Below are 20,045 nucleotides of genomic sequence, written 5' to 3'. Positions count from 1 at the left end.
TATAAAAAGAAGAAACGCTACCGCCAATAGACGATAAGCGATCTTTCTAGCTATTTTTTTCATTTACTTATGTAGGATTAAATAAAAATTTCCCCAATTCAATAGGTACAAGAATAATATAACAAATACACATGAGGAAAAACGTTAATCGCCATACCATAAAAAATATTCGCTTAATATCTACGCTGCCCCGCTTGCGATATTGTGCATTACCTAACAACCCACCACCGATTAGCATGATAAGTAAAATAGCATACAGTCCGAATTTACTATCGAATGTATTATTAAAAAGAGCCGCAACCGTACCAATAAAAAACATAGTAGAAATATCCATAGCTAAACGTAGTGCTTTTTTACGATCACCAGTAAATAAACTATAACAAACAAGAACGGTAACAAACGGAATGATAGGAATAATTGCTATAACTGCATAAATCGTTTTCATATAATCCCATACACCCATTTCATCACTCCTTTCTACGACCTAAACAAAGTACTTGAACTAGCTCTATCATCGCTGTATTGAGCGGTGCTTGAACCTCTTGTTCCCTTGCAATGATAACTATGGCTCCATTAATCGCCATTATTTCCGTTTCTTTCTCCGCTCGCACATCCGCTAACATAGATGAGACATTAGTAGCGGTTTGCTCGCATATTTGTAATATTCTTTCCCAATAATAGTTAACTCCGAGTGGTTGTAAACCTACTAGTTGTAAAACAGCATATGATTCTTCGCAGAGTTGTCTCATCAACGATAATCTTGTCCGATGCTTTGGCAGTTCGCCATTGGACACATCATATATGGCTGTTAATGGATTAATAACAGCATTAATTAACAGCTTCTCATATAAGCGATTGTACATCTCATTCGACAATTTTACCATTAATCCTGCTTTATTCATCATATGTACTACTTTTTTTTGCAAATCTATGGTGTTTTTTGTAGTTTGTTCGATCATTTCTATACTAGTAGTTGTGCCAACAGCCTGCTCCGCTGTACTACTAATCCAAATTTCCCCTGCACCAGTATGTAAAACAGTTGTTTGGGCTGTTCTCCTCGCCCCGTGCGTTAAGACAGCAGCATATATAGCAACATCCGGTAGTTCTGTAGCGAGTAAGCTTAGATGACCAAATCCATTTTGTAGAGCAATCATTGATAGCGCAGTAACCTGACGATCATGCTGCGTTATTCGTTGCAAATGATAAAAGAGAGCAGTTGTCAGATCGGTTTGTTTCATACAAAGCAATAACCATCTGTTAGTACGAGAAGTAATATATTGCGGCACATCCTCCTCTATACTGCTGGCTGTAACACCTACTAGATGACTTACTCCATCTATATCTACAAACTGAATACCTTTACTCGTCAATTGTTCTGCCGTTTCTGCTGTTCTTGTCCAAAGGTGAACAGAGGTTCCACTTATTGCCAATCGGGCTGCTAGCATTAAACCTATCGAACCAGCGCCAACAATTTCTATCATCGCTTGGTCACTCCTATATAATTAAATACAGTAACTCCTAAGCGTATTATATACTTTTCCCCTCCAAATTGAAAAGCCTGCTTATCAAATGTATCGATAAGCAGGCGGGTAATCTCGTTCATTTTTAACTAATAATGAACCGATTCTATTCCATTCGTTCTAAGTTTCCATTGGCATCCATTTTAAAACGTGGTTTCATTTCACTATCATTTGCTAAAACGGTTAACTTTCTTGCTCGATCCATAATTTGAATTAATGTTTTATAATCATCATTTACTACTTGATAATCCGTTTGTACATTATTTACTTCTCGAGACAATCTTTCGTTTTCCATACTCAATCTTTGTAACACTTCTTCTTTCTCTTTCAATTCCTTTTCAAAAAACTTAATTTGTCTAGACAGATCTTGATAGGTTGTCTTCCAATTTCGTAGAAAGCGAATAACCGCATCAATAGACAATCCTTCCTCCAATGAACCTGCTAAAGATTGTGCATCTGGTCTTACTAGACTATCCTCCGTTTCGTAGGTAGCAACAGATGATATTTGCGGAACGGCATGAAAAGATTGTTTTTTAAAATAGCTTCTTTTTTGTCGTTGTTGTTTCGCTATTTGAATAGCTTCATTATATTTTTTTCGAACATAACTATTCCAACGAAATCCACAAGCTGCTGCCGTTCTAGCGATTCGTTCTCCTACTTCCTCAAACGCTGATAATTGTGTACTACCTTCTCTAATATGGCGCAAAGTAACCTCAGCTAATATTAAGTCATCATCAGGGCTCCACGCATCTTGCCTAATTGTTGTCATGAAACAAAATACCTCCTTACGTAAAAGACGCTTACTTTTAATCTATGCCCTTAGTAGAGTTCATAGAATCTATTGGCTACTATTTTGTATAACCAATTCTTAAAATAAACATACATATTTACTCCATCTTTAGGAACAATATATTATTGTAACGATTTTCTTCTGCTTTTTTACAATTTTTCGTGGTTTTTGGTGGACACCAAATCATTACAAAGGTATAATAATGTTTAGAAATTCGAGAGTAGCGAAAGGGGGATCGGATGATGGCACGCATGTTTCGAGTATTAGGTGTTTTCGCTTTGATGATTGGGCTGATGGGTTTTGCAGGAGAATTGTATGAATTCGCTCTACTTTTCTTTGTTCAAGCTGTCGCTTTCGTTTTTCTAGGCTACCTGAAGTTTACCGAAAAAACGTATATGTATCTGTTCTGGGGATATATGGCCATTGCATTTATTGGATTCACTTATTGGTCAGTGTTCCAAATGGGTACCCCTTATTAAGACACGTTAGGTAACAGGCAGCTGAAAACTATACATATAGCTGCAAAAAGCTGTTCCCACATAATTTTTATTATGTGCGCACAGCTTTTTTTCTGCTGATTTTCTAACACTGTATTCTAATCTAATAAGATATAATCATGTCGTCGATCGCATAGACTAGTAGCTAAGAGGAGGGAAAACGTTGCAACCAACTTCCATTCGTCATCGCCACTATTACATATATTGGGTTAGCTTATTTACTGTAGCTACCTTCATTTTTGTACATTTTTCCGCCTCTGCGTTTGAATTAACAGCAACTGAATTAGATGAACCGCTAGAGCAAGATGTACAACAAATACTAGAAAAAAGTTTATCTGTCACTGAACTAGATAAAGAAATTAGCAAAATAGAACAACAACAGCAAGTCTTACAAATAGATATAGAGCGTTTATTAGAACAATTAAAGCAACAAGAAGTAACCGTAAGTAAACAGCAGCAGCAATCGGATCGTGTACTACAAGCCTACTATATGGGCGAAAGAGACTTTATGTTAACAGCTATTTTGCATTTCGACTCTTGGACTGACTGGTTGCGCACTTTAGATTTGATCGAGATCATATATATGAAAGATCAGTCAGCACTAACAGACTACGCTCTTACTTACAAAGAACTACAACAAAATTTACAGCAGCTGCAACAACAAGAAACAACTTTACACCAATTAGAACAAGCGTTAATGGTACAACGCAATCAGGTTGCTATGATGGAAGAAGAACTAGAGAACCAACTACTCGGACGAAGTGATGCCGAAAAATTAGTATTGATGATTAGTAAACTAACCGACCATTGGAACAACACAGGTGTAACTGCCATTGAACAATATTTTACTGCACTGGCTGATGCAATGGGCAAACTTCCCGCTTGGATTCAAGAAAATAACCATTTGTTAGAGATGAACGGATTAACATATACAGTCAAAATGCCAGACGAAGAACTAAATCAATTTCTAAAACAACAAAATGCGATGTTTGAGCAATTTCAATTTTCTTTTCAAAAAGACAAAATAGTCGCTTACGGGATGAATAATCAAACTGAAATCAAAGTTACCGGTCATTATCAAGTGGAAAAGCAGCCCAAAGAAGGAATCATATTCTATGTGGATGAATTGAAATTCAACGGCTTCCTCCTTCCAGAATCTACTCGCACTCAGTTGGAGCAACGATTCGATCTTGGATTCTACCCCCAACTACTACTTCCATTCCTCAAAGCAGAAGAAGTAACGGTAGAAGAAGGAAATTTAATTATGAAGCTAGCTATTAAACTATAGTGGTACCGTTACAAATGAAAAAAAGGGACTATCCAATAAGTCCCTAAAATAAAAATGTGAAGAAAAACATAATGTTTTTCTCCACATTTTTTTATGCCTATGCTTTTGTAGGCAGGCAGCAAGGCAGATGCCTGCTGCCTTCCATAAATCATACAAACCTCGCCTTTCAAGCCGCCGTCCATCACCGTTTATACGATTTATCATACAAACCTCGCCTTCCAAGCCCCTTCCAGCACCTTTTATACGATTTATCATACAAACCTCGCCATTCAAGCCGCCGTCCAGCACCATTTATACGATTAATCATACAAACCTCGCCTTCCAAGCCCCTTCCAGCACCATTTATACGATTTATCATACAAAGCTCGCTTTCCAAGCCTTAACCATCACCTTTTATACGATTTATCATACAAACCTCGCCTTTCAACCGTGTTTATCTACGGTTTATCTGTTACTATCTTCGATATTTGTTCAATGGCGTCGGTTGCGCTATCCTTCCATATTTCTTCCCATTGTTGCCATTTTACACGCCAAAGCGGATCGGCGCGCATACTAAAAAGTTCGGCAGGTTTTTCAAGCAAACGCTGTTTTACGGCACTAGGCACATTATGCGCAGGATCATCTCCTGAATTATATCCGTTCAAAGTAGTCGGTAAATAATGAAATTGTTCCATCATCGCTTGTTGATTAGATAGCGCCGTCATTTGCTCAATCCACTGGATCGCTTCTTTTTCATACTTTGTTTTCGCAGCGATTACATAGCTTGTCCCATTCATCCAAGGAAACACGATGGAACGACTATCTGGCACCAAACGAACTGTCGATTGTTTAGCAATGGTAAAATAATCACTCCAAGGTAATATAGCAGCCAATAATTTACCGTCTTCTAGCAATTGCGATACCGTATGCTGATCCGTAGTCAGCATCACTTGATCTAGTTCGATCTGTTGTTGTAACCATTGAAGTTGTTGAAGTTCTGTCTCTTGCCATTCATCAACGTGTAATAAATTGCGATCACTATTAGCTTGAAATTGATACATAAAAACGATTAACTGCTTCACGTCAGTTGGATTAATAGCGAGCAACCATTGTTCATCCTTAGTTTGATCTAATACAGCAGTTTCCAAATCACTGTCGTGCTGAACATTGTTTGTTAACAGCTCCCATTCATCCCAGTTTTCAATTTTACTAAGAGAGAGCAGTGATTCCGTAGCATGATCGTTCCAAAACCATATATAAGGGTTAATCATATGCGGGACTCCCCATAAATAACCATTCCACTTCAGTGCATCGATAACACTCGGTAATTGATTCGTCAACACATCTCCAGCTAACAGCCCATCAGTCGGCTTTAAATAGCCCCGTATCGCAAACAAACGCACCAAACTGTTATCTAGTAACATCACATCCGCCCCACTCCCTAGCGCACTACTAGCTTCCCAGGCTTGATATGCTTTTTCAACAGGCAGTTCATTAACTACATTTACTTTAATACGTGGATTAGCTACCATAAATGCTTCATTCATTTGTAATAAAAGATTAAATTCAAGTTGTGGTAAGGAAACGTTTACAGATAGCTCCGCTTTTCCCTCATCCTGTCGTTCTCCTTCTAGATCTAACATAGGTTGATTGAAATGCTTCGCTAATTCATCCCCTGGACCACGTTGATTGGAACTAGGTATAAAAGAAAGGGCGAGCACAAATAATCCCCCAATGACAAATGGAAATAATTTGCGATAAGACACTCCTCACCCTCCTCGGTTTGATATGCGTATAGAATAACAGGTAATTCGGAATCTGTCCAAATCAATTTGATTACAATTTCATAACAATTCCGCTGCCAACTGCGCTAGTCGTGACCGTTCTCCTTTTTCTAGAGTCATATGACCACTAATTTGTTCTTGCCGAAATTTCTCAATAATATATGTTAGTCCATTACTTAACGCATCGAGATAAGGATGATCAATTTGCTGAGGATCGCCCATCAATACAATTTTACTTCCTTCGCCAACTCTTGAGACTATCGTTTTCACTTCATGTTTCGTTAAATTTTGCGCTTCATCAATAATAATAAACTGACCTGGTATCGATCTACCTCGAATATAAGTTAACGCTTCTACCTGTATACTGCTCATACCTACTAATATTTTATCGATATCTCCAGACTTTTTCGTATCAAATAGATATTCTAAATTGTCATAAATCGGCTGCATCCAAGGACGCAACTTCTCCTCTTTTTCCCCTGGCAAATAACCAATATCTTTACCCATCGGAACGACGGGGCGAGCAATTAGTAATTTTTTATACTGTCGTTCATCTTCTACCTTTAATAACCCTGCTGCCAATGCCAGTAGTGTTTTTCCCGTACCTGCTTTACCCGATAGCGTCACAAGCGGAATGTCATCGTTAAGCAGTAATTCTAACGCCATTCTTTGTTGTGCATTACGAGCAGTAATCCCCCATATCGGTTCATTGCTCAAATATAAAGAATCCAAACGCGCACCGTCTTGACTCACTTTCAATAACGCTGATTTGGATGAACCAATTTCGTCTTTTAGTATGACAAACTCATTCGAGACAACCTTCGTCTCCTTTGGTAATTGATTTACCAATAAGTGTCGATCAGAATAAAATTGATCGATAACAGATGGATGAACGGCAAGCGATTGATACCCACTATACTGTTCCTCGGAGTACGGTCGGTCTTCTGGCCAATAATCTTCCGCCACAAGCCCCAATACATCTGCTTTAATGCGTACCAGGACATCTTTACTTACAATTACAACTTGCTTTCGTTCTTCTTCGGTTAATGCCAATTGTTCCATATGATAATTTAGCGCAACTGCTAATATCCGATTATCATTCGTCTGTTCAATAAACATATCTTGTACACTGGCAAAGCTTTTATGATTAAGTTCTACTTTCAGTAAACCACCATTGTCGAGAGGTATTCCATCATGTAAATGCCCAATCGTGCGAAGGGAGTCCAACAATCGAGAAATATGACGCGCGTTTCTCCCTAACTCATCCGCTAGCCTTTTCTTCGAATCGATCTCTTCTAACACAACCGCAGGAATAACAATTTCATCTATACCGAACGCAAATAACGCTTGTGGATCATGAAGTAACACATTAGTATCGAGCACTATTATTTTCTTCATCGTAATTCCTCCAGTATTATAATTTTGCACTTGTCGTTTGATCATGTGACAAAACCTTTTTTAGAGGACTACTTGTCGGCATAGGCAAAAGCCTGGCGACTTCTCGCCAGGCTTACTATTGGAACATCTACAAAAGTAACGCTATACGTGTGTACAAGTTCAGAATTTAGATTCATGATGATGCGCCCTCCTCTACTGCAAATATATAGTATACAATATTAGTTACTACTATACTTTCAGTATATTAGCGAGAGCGACTGTTCATTCTGCCATATTTGATTGTAGCTGTTGTCGTGCTTTCGCCAAGCTGTCTTGGTGCAAATAAATATAAGGACTTTTCCAACTACCGTCCACTGTTAAGAACGTAATATCGGATCGTTTAATATTATAATATTTTTTTATAAGTGCTTTAATTTCTTTTTCTGACATATCTGTTTTAACACTTTTTCCAGCAGCGTCAAAGATCGATCCAATTTTGGTCATCCCGTTAATCGTTAGCACTTTGTCGAACATCGCTCCAACGACTTCTCCTTGCCTACGATTACGATCCATATCTGTCGTCATATTTTTACCATTTTTCGACTGACGATATCGGACATACCCTAACGCTTCCTCCCCATTTAATGTTCGGATTCCTGGTTGTAAGTTAATATCAGTACCATCATAAGTATCGTTATAAAGCATTCTCATCTGCACATCGACTTCCACGCCACCAAGTGCATCGACAACATCCATAAAGCCTTGAAAGTTAATCGTCGCTACATGATCAATCTTAATGCCATACAAATCGCCTAACATCTTGCGGATATCTTTCATCGCTTCTAGTTCTGCTCCGTCAGCCGACATCCCTTTGCCTTTGGCATTATTGTAAAAAGCAGCATAATAACCGTTAGCTTTGCGATCGCGATAATGATCCACTTGAACGTAAGCATCTCGCGGCATCGTTACTGCCACAATTTTTTTCGTTTTTGGATGAAGCGTAACAACCATCATTACGTCAGTATTTTTCCCGCCGCCTCGCACACCTTTGGGTCGCTGGTCAATTCCTAAAAGCGCTATAGCAATAGGCTTGCCTGTATCCGTAATACTACCTTGCACTGCTTCTGCCACATCACCAGTACCTAAAGTAATTTTGTCGAGGGCACCGGACATCTGGACATAAACGTAGCCGATAGCTGCACCAGCTAGTAAAAAAACACTTAAAATAATCGTAAATAAGATTCGTAAACTAGATCGTTTTTTCTTCTTTTTCGACTTAGAAGTTGGTTGGGTTGACCTATTACTTCGTTGTCGTGGTGGAAGTGTGTTAGTTTTATCAACCATAAATTATCCCCACTTTTTCATACTTTCTTTCATTATAATTTAACAGTCGATAATTGTCATTATGTCATCGTCTTTTTTTACTTATATTTCCATCTATCATACATTTGTCGTCCTCTTAATAACATCATCATACCAACAGCTATCGCCATACATTGAATGATCGGAAGCTTGTCCACCTGCAAAATAGTCAAAACAAAAGAACCTATTGCAATTACGACATATATCATTACCTCTTTTAGAACAGGTAACTTCTGTTGTTGTGGACGAAACACTTGATTAAAAATAAAAATCGTAAATAAAACGATTAAAATATACGATACTAACATATGCTCGCTCAACCACTGTTGCATTACAAACTTCCTCCTTTAACGGTATGTAATATTTAGAAGCCCGGCGTTATACGCCGGACTCAATTGTTTTTTTATGCTTTTCTGCTCTTTCACGTTCGCTTTTTACTAATATTTTTTTGCGCAAACGGATAGATTCAGGTGTAATTTCACAATACTCATCATTGTTTAAATATTCTAAAGCTTGCTCTAATGAAAACACAATCGGAGTTTTCAATTTTACAGTTTCATCTTTGTTAGCAGCACGCATATTCGTCAATTGCTTTTCTTTACATATATTTACAACGATATCGCTATCGCGATTATGTTCGCCGACAATCATACCTTCATAAATTTCTGTACCTGGCTCCAAGAACATCGTACCTCGATCTTCTACACTCATCATACCATAGAAAGAAGAAACACCTTTTTCCGTAGCTACAAGAACACCTTCGTGTCTTCCACCTACTGTTTGTCCTACAAATGGTCCGTAGCTGTCAAAGACATGATTGAGTATGCCGTAACCTCTAGTCAATGTTAAAAACGCTGTTCGATAACCAATCAAGCCTCGAGCTGGTATGCGGAATTCCAAGCGTACTTGACCATTTCCATGATTAATCATATTAATCATTTCTGCTTTTCTTGATCCTAGACTTTCCATTACTGCGCCTAAGCTTTCTTCTGGAATATCAACAAACAAACGCTCATATGGCTCTTGTTTTTTTCCTTCTATCACTTTTACAATAACTTCTGGTTTAGATACTTGTAATTCATAACCTTCACGGCGCATATTTTCGATCAAGACCGTCAAGTGAAGTTCGCCCCGCCCAGCAACGATAAAAGCATCTGGACTTTCTGTTTCTTCCACTCTTAATGCTACGTCCGTTTCTAATTCTTTAAACAATCTTTCGCGTAGTTTACGTGATGTAATCCACTTTCCTTCTCGTCCAGCAAATGGACTATTATTAACTAAAAACGTCATTTGTAACGTTGGTTCGTCAATAGCAAATACAGGTAACGCTTCTGGATGTGCTGGATCAGCTATCGTTTCGCCAATGTTAATTTCTCTTATCCCGGCAATAGCGACAAGATCGCCAGCTCCCGCTTCACTAATCTCTATCCGCTTCAATCCTTGGAAGCCATATAGTTTTTCAATCCGTCCCGATTTAATGCCACCATCTCGCATCATAACAGCGACAGACTGACCTTGACGAATAATACCTCTATTTACACGACCGATAGCTATTCGACCTACATACTCATTGTAATCAAGCAATGTCACCAAAAATTGCAATGGCGCATCAAGCTGCTCCGTCGGATATGGAATATGTTCCACAATAGTATCATATAGAACTAGCATATTTTCGTCTTGTTTATCTTCAGTAGCACTTGCTGTGCCCATCAATGCAGATGCATAGACAACTGGAAACTCTAGCTGTGTATCCGTTGCTTCCAATTCAATAAACAAGTCAATTACTTCATCAATTACTTCTGCCGCTCTAGCATTAGGTCGATCAATTTTATTAATAACAACAATTGGAATCAATTGATGTTCTAGTGCTTTACGAAGCACTACTTTTGTTTGTGGCATACATCCTTCAAAAGCATCTACAACAAGTAGAACTCCATCAACCATTTTCATGATTCGTTCTACTTCACCACCGAAGTCGGCGTGACCTGGCGTATCTACAATGTTGATTAAATAATCTTTATACGTAATGGCCGTATTTTTGGCCAAAATCGTAATACCACGCTCACGCTCCAGATCATTAGAATCCATCATCCGATCTTGTACAACTTCATGTTGCTGAAACAACCCTGATTGTTTCAATAACTGATCTACTAAAGTAGTTTTACCGTGATCTACGTGAGCAATAATTGCGATATTACGAATATTTTCTCTTTGTTGCATAACTTATAATCCACTCCATCTTTAGTATAGGGTTAATACATGGCCCTACCATTACGTTCAATAACGTTTGCGATTGCTTAGTGCTAACCATGCCCCAGCTCCGATTAAAAGCGCTGCTACAAGGTAGATCCCCCAGCTCCACATTAAAGCCAATACAAAAAATAAAACTGCTGTTGCTGCAAGTACAATCGCACTTGTCCATACTACTTTCGGAACTCCAGATCCGAACATATAATATTCATACAGACCTACTGCAATACCGAGTATAAACATTGGCCATAAATATTTTAAATTGTCCCACCCGAAAATATTGCATAATATGAATAACAACGAATAAACGACAAGTATTCCGCCTGGCACAAGTGAAACAGCTGGTATCAATCTTCCAAAGTATAGAACGTGAATCAATATACCTGGAATAAGAACAAGCAGCGGCCAAAAGATACTTCCTAAAAAGCCGAATACGCCCCACTTTCCTAGCACTATAATGATCCCAGCCAGAAGTAAAATAATACCGGCGGAAAATTTATTTTTTGGCATTCGTTCCGCTCCTTCATACGTGCTTTCACCTATGACATAAATGAAAGACAACAGTTTTAATCTCTATTAGTTTAAAGGAACTGAAACAAAAATGCCAGTATCGAACGTTCAGTTTCAAAAAAAATATTAGTTTTTCATTCAAACAGTTACTCTATCTCGCAAAATTGCAATAACAATAACGAGTGGCACACTTAAAAGCGGTATTAATTGATCCAGAGAATAATGATATAGCCAACCAAATGTTTCTATAGCTACGTCACTTACAAACATCTTTCCAGCTGTATAAGCTAATAAAGCCGCTCCAACATACGCAATCCAACTAAACCGTTGTAGCAGTTTGCTTAAAAAGTTGCTACCCCAAATAATGATTGGGATACTTAAAGCAATTCCACTAAATACTAATACAAAATCGCCCTGTGCTATAGCCGCTATCGCTACCACGTTATCCAAACTCATTACTAAATCTGCGATAATAATGGTTTGTAGTACCTTTGACAAAGATTGATGCTGCTTCGTATCAACTTGCTTCATCTGTGTTTGGTTATTGGCATCTAATAACAATTTTAACGCAATATAAAAAAGTAAGATCGCCCCTACAGCTTGTAGGTAAGGAACTTTTAACAATGTTACAGCGACAACCGCTAATAGACAACGTAATACAATCGCAGCAAACGTTCCGGTACGAAGCGCTATTTTCCGCTCGTTTGCCGGCAACTGCTTACTAGCCATAGCGATAACTATCGCATTATCCCCACTTAACAACAAATTTATAACTACAATCTCAAAAAAAATAAATGCATGTTCCACGTTATTCCCTCCCATACTAAGAAGTATGTACAAGTTTGGTGCAATATGTATAACTATTACACGAACTAAAGCCAAAGGAATTGGAGGGATATTCAAACAAGGATGCTGTGAGCGAAAATCCGCTTGTAGCATCCTTGTTTTTTTCAAACTGCTTCATTATTTAATTAAAACCAATCTTCTTCACCCGCTGTGACAGCTTCAGTTAATGTTTCTGCACTGATGATGAGCGTTTCCACTGTTTGTACTGCTCTTTCAATCATTGCTGGCAGATCTTCTAGAGCTGCTTCTTGCCCTTCTACAACACGCAAACTCGGGTTTGTACTTGGTGTTTTGGGAATGAATAATGTACAGCAATCTTCAAATGGCAATATCGATGTTTCATATGTTTTAATTCGTGTAGCAATATTAATTATTTCTTGTTTATCCATCATAATTAATGGTTTAATAAGCGGTAAAACAGTAGCTCGTCCAATGACATTCATACTGGATAACGTTTGACTAGCTACTTGCCCTAAGCTTTCTCCTGTAACGATTCCTTTTGCTCCATGCTCCAAAGCCAACTTTTCTGTAATTCGCAACATCGCTCTACGCATCATTGTAATAAGCAAATGGTTTTGCTTTGATTTGGCAAGCTCTGTTTGAATTTCTGTAAAGGACACCATATGCAACTTTATTGGAGCTGCACTGTAATAAGCAAGCCGCTTTGCCAATTCAATCACTTTGTCCTGCGCTTGCCTACTTGTATAAGGATAACTATGAAAATGAACAGCTTCTATTTCTAATCCTTTACGTAATCCCATCCAACCGGCAACAGGACTATCGATTCCGCCAGACAATTGGAGCATAGCTTTGCCGTTCGAACCGAATGGAAAACCACCAGAAGCAGGAATCACTTCACAAAAAACATAAGCAGCTTCCTCTTGTATATCTACTCGTAGTTCTAATTCTGGCTGCTTAACATTAACGGATAACTCAGGAAATTCCCGCAATACTGGTGCACCGATCAAATGATTCATTTCATGCGAACCATGAGGAAATTGCTTCCACACACGACGAACATTCATTTTAAAAGTCTGTGGAATTGCTGGTAAACTACGCATCAACTTTAATGCCGTTTGTTCAATATCTGCAAGCTCCGGTTTACAGACGACGACGGGACTAAAAGAAACGATACCAAATATATCTTTTAACCTTTCCATCACTGGCCCATGGTCTTGTCCATTTAATTTAATATACATTCTGCCATACGTTTTCCAATAGTCTAATGCTGGATAGCCGGATAGCGCATGTTTTACCTGCTTTAACATCTTCTGTTCAAACATGTTGCGGTTACGACCTTTCATCGTAAGATCACCATACCGCATTACGATCTGATCGTATTGCATTACTATATTTAACCCCTCTCTAAATGAGACAACTCTTGAATTATTTGTTGTAGTGCGTGTAATAGCTGTTCAATATCTTGCTCTGTATGCTCATCACCAATACTTATACGAATACCACTGGTGGCACTCTCAAATGAACGACCTAACGCTTGTATAATTCGACTAGGTGTGTTTTCTTTGGAAGAACAAGCTGATCTTGTTGCTACTAAATACCCTTGCTGCTCTAACATATGAATAACTACTTCGGGTTTCATTCCAGGATAGGAAAAATGTACAATATGCGGTGCCAAAGGTAATTCACCATTCAGATGAAGTTCCTTCATTTGCATAATACCTGCTCGTAACTGATCACGCAACTTTTGTTTGTAGGAGCTTTTGTTTTCTTGATTTTCCAAAGTAAGTCGCATTGCTTTCGCGGTTGCTACAATTGCTGGCACATTTTCCGTTCCAGGTACAACACCCAACTCTTGACCGCCCCCATATACGATCGGTGAAAGCTGGATATGACTAGCTTTGTACAACAACCCTACTCCACGGGGACCACCAAACTTATGAGCTGATGCTGTCAACAAGTCAATCGCCATTTGTTCTGGCGAGCTATCGATTTTACCAATACTTTGTACCGCATCCACATGAAAGATCACTTGCGGATATTGCTGAAGCAGATTAGCAATTTCTTCGATTGGTTGGATCGTACCTATTTCATTATTAATATGCATAATACTAACCAGTATCGTCTGCTTCGTAATTGCTCCATTGACTTGCTCAGCAGTAATATGACCAGCTTCATTGACTGGTAAGTAGGTAATGTTAAAACCTTCTTTTTCTAGCTGCTGCATCACTTCAAATACTGATGGATGTTCTATATTTGTCGTAATAATATGATTTCCACGTTGCCGATACTGCTTAGCTACACCTAATATTGCTGCATTATTGGCAAGCGTTGCACTTGCTGTAAATATCCATTGACCTGATGTCGTTCTCATTTGTGCAGCAATGGCGGCACGTGCTCGCTCTAACAATTTTTGAGCAGCAACTCCTGATTGATGCAATGAAGAGGGATTAGCGTAATGTTGCTTCATTACTTCATATTGCGTCTCTATTACACTCTCGTATGGTGGAGTTGATGCGGCATGATCAAAATATAGCATTTTCTTTCATCGCCTTTATCTATTCTATTATCATCTATACATAACAATATAAAGAGTCACTGCCGCTCCACTTTCTCGTGGGTTGCAACAATGACTCTTTTGACATGTTACTACCAAGTCCCTAGTACCTTTGTAATATAACGCTGTGTTTCTTGTGGCAACAAATGTAGCTTATCTTTCAATTGTTGTTCCGTAGCGATCCCTAATCGATCAACTCTACCTGGACCAGCATTGTATGCAGCCAAAGCTACTGGTATATGACCATCATATTTCTTTATCATCATAGCCAAATACTTCGTTCCACCTTCAATATTCTGCTGTGGATCAAAGCTATTGCTAACGCCAACATATCGCGCTGTTCCATCCATTAATTGCATAAGTCCTTTGGCACCAGCATGAGATATCGTATTCTCATTATAATTCGACTCTGTCTTAATGACCGCGTGAATAAGTGCCGGATCTACGTCATATAAACGAGCTGCTGACATAACCAAATTGTCAATCTGCTCCTTACCACTACCACTAATATGCTGTATTGGCTTACTGGAGGTAGCCGATATTGCAGGAACAACATGATCTGTATTGGCTACTGGCAACTGTGTTAAATGTTTAAATAAATCCGGTTGCCATACCGGGTAAGCAGTACTCTCTTGTCCTTGATTCCATATTGCCTGTTGTGGTACAACATCAAATCCACGATAGCCAGTTGTTGGCATCCTATTACCCGCTACAGCCGTACGTGTTTGCATAATTGAAGCTGCCGTTTGCTCCATTTGTTCGTCTAATAACGATTGAAACAACGACGTTGTGGACGCCCCTAACGGCTGGCTACTAGCATTGGCAACGGATGAAGCATTCACATTAGGCATCATGTAGTGCATAAGCACTGTCTTCATCACTTGAGGCTGCATTGTCACTGTTGGTGTCACCTCTCATTAGCAGTTACATCTTTATCACCATATTGTAACTGCTCCACTTAAAAAAAACTAGTATCAATTGCCTGTTTCCGAATAAATATTACGGCTTCATTTCAATTTTAATCGGTGACCATTCTCCAATTACAGTCTGACCATGTACAGAAACACTACCTTCTGGTGTCAAATCCTTTTCTGTCATAATCCCTAGTGCGACTGTAAACTGATTAAATGGAACAGGTATGTTTTGCTCACGTCTTACTTCCTCCCCATTTAAATAAAAAACAGCTTCGTTTCGTTCTTTACTATATGTTATTTTATACGTATTAAATTCTTGTTTCCGGAAATTAGTATCTTCCTTAAAGATGCAAAAATATTTGGTTTTATCACTATCTGGAACAGTAACTCCAGGGAATGGCAGTATCGCATATACGCTCGCATATTTATCATTACCTGCAAAGAAATCAAGTGCTGCTCCCGTTGTAAAATCAAGTAAATTCAATGATACATATCCATCATATAAGTCATTTGGAGTAGTATTACGAGATCTCGCTCTAATTTGCAACTCAAAACTAATTTCGCCCTTTTCTGGCACTTGTACCGGATCTACAGAGTAATACATATGTTTGGCATTATCCAAAATTTGAATTTGATCATTAGCACGACTTAATGCAGCACGTACATATAATATACCGTTGCGTACAATCACTACTGCTTCGGGCTCGCGGTACTCCCAGTAACTCCCATCCGGCAAGGGGAACCCACCCATTTTCCACACTTTTCCTTCATCTAAAATAGTATCAAAATCGCCTAAAATCCATTCTTTTGCTTCCATTGCTAGTCTTCTCCTATCAGTCTCGTTATGACTTATCTATTAAAATGTTAAAGCTTGTATAATTAAAACGACAATAAGAATCGCCCCACAACGAATAGTTGCTTTAAGTGAAGCTCCCATTAGTGGTACGTATGCTTTTGAATCATTTTCTTTTTTTAATCGACCATAAACTAAGTATAACGGAATTGCTGCCAATAATCCAAGCAGGGCGTAAATTGGTAATGTTCCATATAATACACATGCAATAAGTGATAAACATGCTAATAACAACAATATTTTAGAAAAAGTAAGTGCTCGTGCTTCTCCCCATACAACGACCAGTGTTTTCTTACCAGCTTTTTTATCAGCTTTCCAATGTAAGAAATGGTGGTTAAATAAAATTAGTGTTGTCAACAAACCAATGGGAAGTGATAACAATATAGCGTTCCAATCTAGCATCGATGTTTGTACATAATAAGCTCCAGCTACCGGAAGTACGCCAAAAGATAATAAAATAGCTATTTCACTGTACCCTTTTCCCCGATATCCAAACCGAATTGGTGGTGCAACGTAAAAATAAGCAATTAACCCACCTGCAAGTCCAAAGATAAACGCCCAAATACCACTAAATACACTTAAAATGATGCCACTACTAATCGCAACAATAAATAGTGTCCACGTTAACTTTTTAAACCGCTCGTACGTCCAAATGCCACTCGTTAAAAAACCGGAGTTTGTAGAAACAGCGTCTTCCTGTTCCTTTGCAGCAGTATCTGTTCCATTCTTATAATCCCAAAGATCGTTCACCATATTCGAAAATAGATGAGCGGTTCCTGCGCCAAATAACGTTAAAAGAAATAACCATACATGAAACGTACCCGTCCACGCCCAAGCCGCAAGTGCACCTAACAATACCGGAATTAACATCACCGGAATGACTTGGAATCGTGAAGCTTTCAAAAACTGTTTTACCATCATTCCACTGCCTTTCTTTTCTGTTCACTACTAGAGCTATGGTACTACTTTAATTGTACGAAATACAACCTATTTAATCTTAAGCGTGAGCTATGAAGTTGTAAAGAGTTGATAATAAACGAGAACATAGTAAGAAATCCACTATTTAGACTTATTTTGACCAATTAACGCTCCATTAAGGTGCAATTGACAGTTGTCACAGCTACTCTTTTTTCGCTATAGTATATAGTATACAACTAATTTCATTTAGAAAAGGATTGTGAATATCTATAATGGGTATAGGACTTAATCTTTTTATGTTTGCTCTTCTCATTTTATTAACTGCTTTTTTCGTTGCGACCGAATTTGCCATCGTCAAGTTAAGACCTAGTCGTGTAGATCAGTTAATGCAAGAGGGACGTAAAAACGCACAGGCCGTCCAAAAAGTAATTAATAATCTTGATGCTTACTTATCGGCTTGTCAACTTGGTATTACCATCACGGCTTTAGGATTAGGTTTTTTGGGTCAACCAACGGTAGAGCTCATTTTAGCACCACTCTTTAGTAAATTAGAGCTTAATCCTCAGTTTAGCGCTATTTTATCTGTTGCGATCGCCTTTGTTTTTACAACTTTCTTACATGTTGTCGTAGGTGAGCTTGCTCCAAAGACTTGGGCAATACAAAAAGCGGAATTTATTAGTTTACACACTGCTAAACCACTTATCTTTTTCTACAAAGTTATGTTTCCTTTTATTTGGATATTAAATGGGTCAGCACTTACTTTAGTACGTATTTTCGGGCTAAAACCTACGAAAGAACACGAACAAGCCCATTCTGAAGAAGAAATTCAAATTATTTTGAATGAAAGTTACCAAAGTGGTAAAATTAATAATACGGAATTTGGATATGTTAGTCGGATTTTTGCATTTGATGAATTATTGGCCAAAGAAATTATGGTGCCTCGTACAGATATGGTTTGTCTATATACAAACTATACATTGGAAGAAAACTTAGTAATCATTCGTAAAGAACAATATACTCGTTTTCCTGTAGCTCTGGAGAGCAAAGATAATATAGTCGGCATGCTAAATACAAAGCAATTATTTTTGGAATATGATACAAACAAAGCACTTGATTTTAAAAAGCTGATTCATCCTGTACTGTCCGTTTCGGAAGTAACACCTGTCAAAATGCTCCTTAAACGGATGCAACAAGAACGAGTTCACATTGCTATATTGGTCGATGAATATGGCGGAACTTCCGGTTTGATTACCATTGAAGATATACTAGAAGAGATTGTTGGTGATATTCGCGATGAATTTGATGCCGACGAACGCCGAGAGATTGAGCAATTAGCTGAAAACTGTTACTTACTCGATGGAAAAGTGTTGCTTGATGAATTAACCGAATTGACTGGTCTTGATTTCGAAGATGAAGACGTAGATACAATTGGCGGTTGGCTATACAGTAAAATTAGTGAACCGAAAACAGGCAAAGAACTGGAGTTTCACCACTTACGATTTATTATCCGTGAAACCGGAAAAAATAGAATTCGCAAAGTAGAACTACAAATCGCACTACCAGAATTAGATAGCGAAACAGCTTAACAATCGATATCAATGATTGGGACTGTCCAATAAGTCCCCAATCTAAAAAGTTGGACGAAAAACCATCAGGTTGGTTTTCCGTCCAGCTTTTTTTGGTGCAGCTGCTTTCGCAGCAACGTAGCGAAACGGTTACCCGTACCTTTCTTGATGAGGTTTATACGATTTCTCGTACAAAACTTACCAATTCAAACCCCGTATGTGACTGTTTATACGTTTTTTCGTACAAAGCCCACAATTCAAGCCGCTACACATGACCGTTTATACGATTTCTCATACAAAGTCATCACTACAACCCATTGCACATAACCTTTTATACGTTTTTTCACACAAACTTTCTCCTGTTGCGTTGTACCGTTTGCATAATCGTATAACCCAGTGTAATTCATCAATAAATGCATCCGATAGCCTGTTTTCGCTGACTTTCCGAACAACAACTTTACAGCTCTCGCGTCCACTTTAAATTGTTAGAATTTTTTGAAAAGTAGAACTTTAATTTTTTTATGAAAAAGGCTTGCCAAATTCACTTTATCTGTGTATTATATATTTTGTGCCTGCAATCAATAACAGATGATGTGCCGTTGTAGCTCAACTGGTAGAGCAACTGACTTGTAATCAGTAGGTTGGGGGTTCAAGTCCTCTCGACGGCACCATACATAATTCAAAGTGTTGCGGGACGTAGCTCAGCTTGGTAGAGCACCTGGTTTGGGACCAGGGGGTCGCATGTTCAAATCGTGTCGTCCCGACCATTCATTTTACCCACTAATTAAACAAGTAGCAGCTTCCTAAGGAAGCTGCTTTTTTAGTTCTGATCTTGTTCAATTGTCTTTGTCCCACTTTTTCGTATATGCTAAATGAATGGCGAATAACGTCAAAGCAACAATTAATAATCCAATAAACCCCATAACAATCCATACTTTAAGCGGTACTTCCACGCGATCTCTCCTACCTTTCCCTAATTGTAATAACCATTATATTATCCACTACCACTACTATTTCCATCTACATCCAATTCTTTATTTCCCTCTACAACTACTTCTATATTTACATAAAACTACA

General features: G+C 38.4%; 18 protein-coding genes and 2 tRNA genes. 5 read left to right on the top strand and 15 right to left on the bottom strand.

Features of this window, described 5'->3' with window-relative positions; genetic code table 11:
• Positions 1 to 67: 67 nt before the first annotated feature.
• From ACFSTH_RS08850 to ACFSTH_RS08840, 3 genes are all read right to left on the bottom strand, one after another.
• Complete coding sequence (locus ACFSTH_RS08850; RefSeq protein ID WP_377772209.1) at positions 68 to 463, bottom strand: DUF3397 domain-containing protein; 396 nt, start codon at positions 461 to 463, stop codon at positions 68 to 70.
• A 4-nt stretch (positions 464 to 467) separates the two neighbouring features.
• Complete coding sequence (locus ACFSTH_RS08845) at positions 468 to 1,481, bottom strand: ketopantoate reductase family protein (protein ID WP_377772211.1); 1,014 nt, start codon at positions 1,479 to 1,481, stop codon at positions 468 to 470.
• A 145-nt stretch (positions 1,482 to 1,626) separates the two neighbouring features.
• A complete protein-coding gene (locus ACFSTH_RS08840) occupies positions 1,627 to 2,289 on the bottom strand; it encodes an RsfA family transcriptional regulator (RefSeq protein ID WP_377772213.1) in 663 nt (220 codons plus the stop codon).
• Between the two features lie 263 nt (positions 2,290 to 2,552).
• Between ACFSTH_RS08840 and ACFSTH_RS08835 the strand changes: the two genes are divergently transcribed.
• Together ACFSTH_RS08835 and ACFSTH_RS08830 are read left to right on the top strand one after the other, a co-directional pair.
• Positions 2,553 to 2,789 carry a DUF2626 family protein gene (locus ACFSTH_RS08835; RefSeq protein ID WP_377772869.1) on the top strand — a complete coding sequence of 79 codons (237 nt, stop codon included), beginning with the start codon at positions 2,553 to 2,555 and terminating at the stop codon, positions 2,787 to 2,789.
• Positions 2,790 to 2,970: 181 nt separating this feature from the next.
• Positions 2,971 to 4,095 carry a hypothetical protein gene (locus ACFSTH_RS08830; RefSeq protein WP_377772215.1) on the top strand — a complete coding sequence of 375 codons (1,125 nt, stop codon included), beginning with the start codon at positions 2,971 to 2,973 and terminating at the stop codon, positions 4,093 to 4,095.
• Positions 4,096 to 4,532: 437 nt separating this feature from the next.
• Here the strand turns inward: ACFSTH_RS08830 and ACFSTH_RS08825 are convergent, their stop codons facing one another.
• From ACFSTH_RS08825 to ACFSTH_RS08770, 12 genes are all read right to left on the bottom strand, one after another.
• Positions 4,533 to 5,840, bottom strand: a complete 1,308-nt coding sequence (locus ACFSTH_RS08825) for an extracellular solute-binding protein (RefSeq protein WP_377772219.1) — start codon at positions 5,838 to 5,840, stop codon at positions 4,533 to 4,535.
• 78 nt (positions 5,841 to 5,918) lie between these two features.
• Entirely contained in the window at positions 5,919 to 7,256 is a 1,338-nt protein-coding gene (locus tag ACFSTH_RS08820) for a PhoH family protein (RefSeq protein ID WP_377772221.1), read from the bottom strand.
• 261 nt (positions 7,257 to 7,517) lie between these two features.
• Positions 7,518 to 8,579 carry an LCP family protein gene (locus tag ACFSTH_RS08815; RefSeq protein WP_377772223.1) on the bottom strand — a complete coding sequence of 354 codons (1,062 nt, stop codon included), beginning with the start codon at positions 8,577 to 8,579 and terminating at the stop codon, positions 7,518 to 7,520.
• Positions 8,580 to 8,656: 77 nt separating this feature from the next.
• On the bottom strand, positions 8,657 to 8,929 hold the full coding sequence (locus tag ACFSTH_RS08810; RefSeq protein WP_377772224.1) for a YlaH-like family protein: 273 nt from the start codon (positions 8,927 to 8,929) through the stop codon (positions 8,657 to 8,659).
• Between the two features lie 46 nt (positions 8,930 to 8,975).
• A complete protein-coding gene (gene typA, locus ACFSTH_RS08805; protein ID WP_377772226.1) occupies positions 8,976 to 10,817 on the bottom strand; it encodes a translational GTPase TypA in 1,842 nt (613 codons plus the stop codon).
• Between the two features lie 57 nt (positions 10,818 to 10,874).
• Positions 10,875 to 11,357 (bottom strand): hypothetical protein, encoded by a 483-nt coding sequence (locus tag ACFSTH_RS08800; protein WP_377772228.1) that lies wholly within the window; start codon positions 11,355 to 11,357, stop codon positions 10,875 to 10,877.
• 138 nt (positions 11,358 to 11,495) lie between these two features.
• The gene (locus tag ACFSTH_RS08795) at positions 11,496 to 12,164 is read right to left on the bottom strand and encodes a TerC family protein (protein ID WP_377772230.1); all 669 of its coding nucleotides are present in this window, start codon (positions 12,162 to 12,164) and stop codon (positions 11,496 to 11,498) included.
• 164 nt (positions 12,165 to 12,328) lie between these two features.
• Positions 12,329 to 13,549: a tRNA uracil 4-sulfurtransferase ThiI gene (gene thiI, locus ACFSTH_RS08790; RefSeq protein ID WP_377772232.1), complete on the bottom strand. Its 1,221-nt coding sequence runs from the start codon at positions 13,547 to 13,549 to the stop codon at positions 12,329 to 12,331.
• A gap of 8 nt (positions 13,550 to 13,557) precedes the next feature.
• Complete coding sequence (locus tag ACFSTH_RS08785; protein WP_377772234.1) at positions 13,558 to 14,700, bottom strand: cysteine desulfurase family protein; 1,143 nt, start codon at positions 14,698 to 14,700, stop codon at positions 13,558 to 13,560.
• Between the two features lie 110 nt (positions 14,701 to 14,810).
• Positions 14,811 to 15,611, bottom strand: a complete 801-nt coding sequence (locus ACFSTH_RS08780; protein WP_377772871.1) for a lytic transglycosylase domain-containing protein — start codon at positions 15,609 to 15,611, stop codon at positions 14,811 to 14,813.
• Between the two features lie 106 nt (positions 15,612 to 15,717).
• Positions 15,718 to 16,449 carry a DUF6081 family protein gene (locus ACFSTH_RS08775; protein ID WP_377772236.1) on the bottom strand — a complete coding sequence of 244 codons (732 nt, stop codon included), beginning with the start codon at positions 16,447 to 16,449 and terminating at the stop codon, positions 15,718 to 15,720.
• A 39-nt stretch (positions 16,450 to 16,488) separates the two neighbouring features.
• Complete coding sequence (locus tag ACFSTH_RS08770) at positions 16,489 to 17,406, bottom strand: prenyltransferase (protein WP_377772238.1); 918 nt, start codon at positions 17,404 to 17,406, stop codon at positions 16,489 to 16,491.
• Between the two features lie 269 nt (positions 17,407 to 17,675).
• Between ACFSTH_RS08770 and ACFSTH_RS08765 the strand changes: the two genes are divergently transcribed.
• From ACFSTH_RS08765 to ACFSTH_RS08755, 3 genes are all read left to right on the top strand, one after another.
• Positions 17,676 to 18,989 carry a hemolysin family protein gene (locus ACFSTH_RS08765; protein WP_377772240.1) on the top strand — a complete coding sequence of 438 codons (1,314 nt, stop codon included), beginning with the start codon at positions 17,676 to 17,678 and terminating at the stop codon, positions 18,987 to 18,989.
• Between the two features lie 574 nt (positions 18,990 to 19,563).
• Positions 19,564 to 19,639 (top strand) — tRNA-Thr (locus ACFSTH_RS08760).
• A gap of 19 nt (positions 19,640 to 19,658) precedes the next feature.
• Positions 19,659 to 19,735: transfer RNA gene (locus ACFSTH_RS08755), tRNA-Pro, on the top strand.
• Positions 19,736 to 20,045 lie beyond the last annotated feature (310 nt).

The organism is Paenibacillus yanchengensis, assembly GCF_042684845.1.
Taxonomy (GTDB): Bacteria; Bacillota; Bacilli; order Paenibacillales; family Paenibacillaceae; genus Pristimantibacillus; species Pristimantibacillus yanchengensis.
Note: the sequence above shows the minus strand (reverse complement) of the source record. Positions and strands in the feature narration are given on the sequence as shown.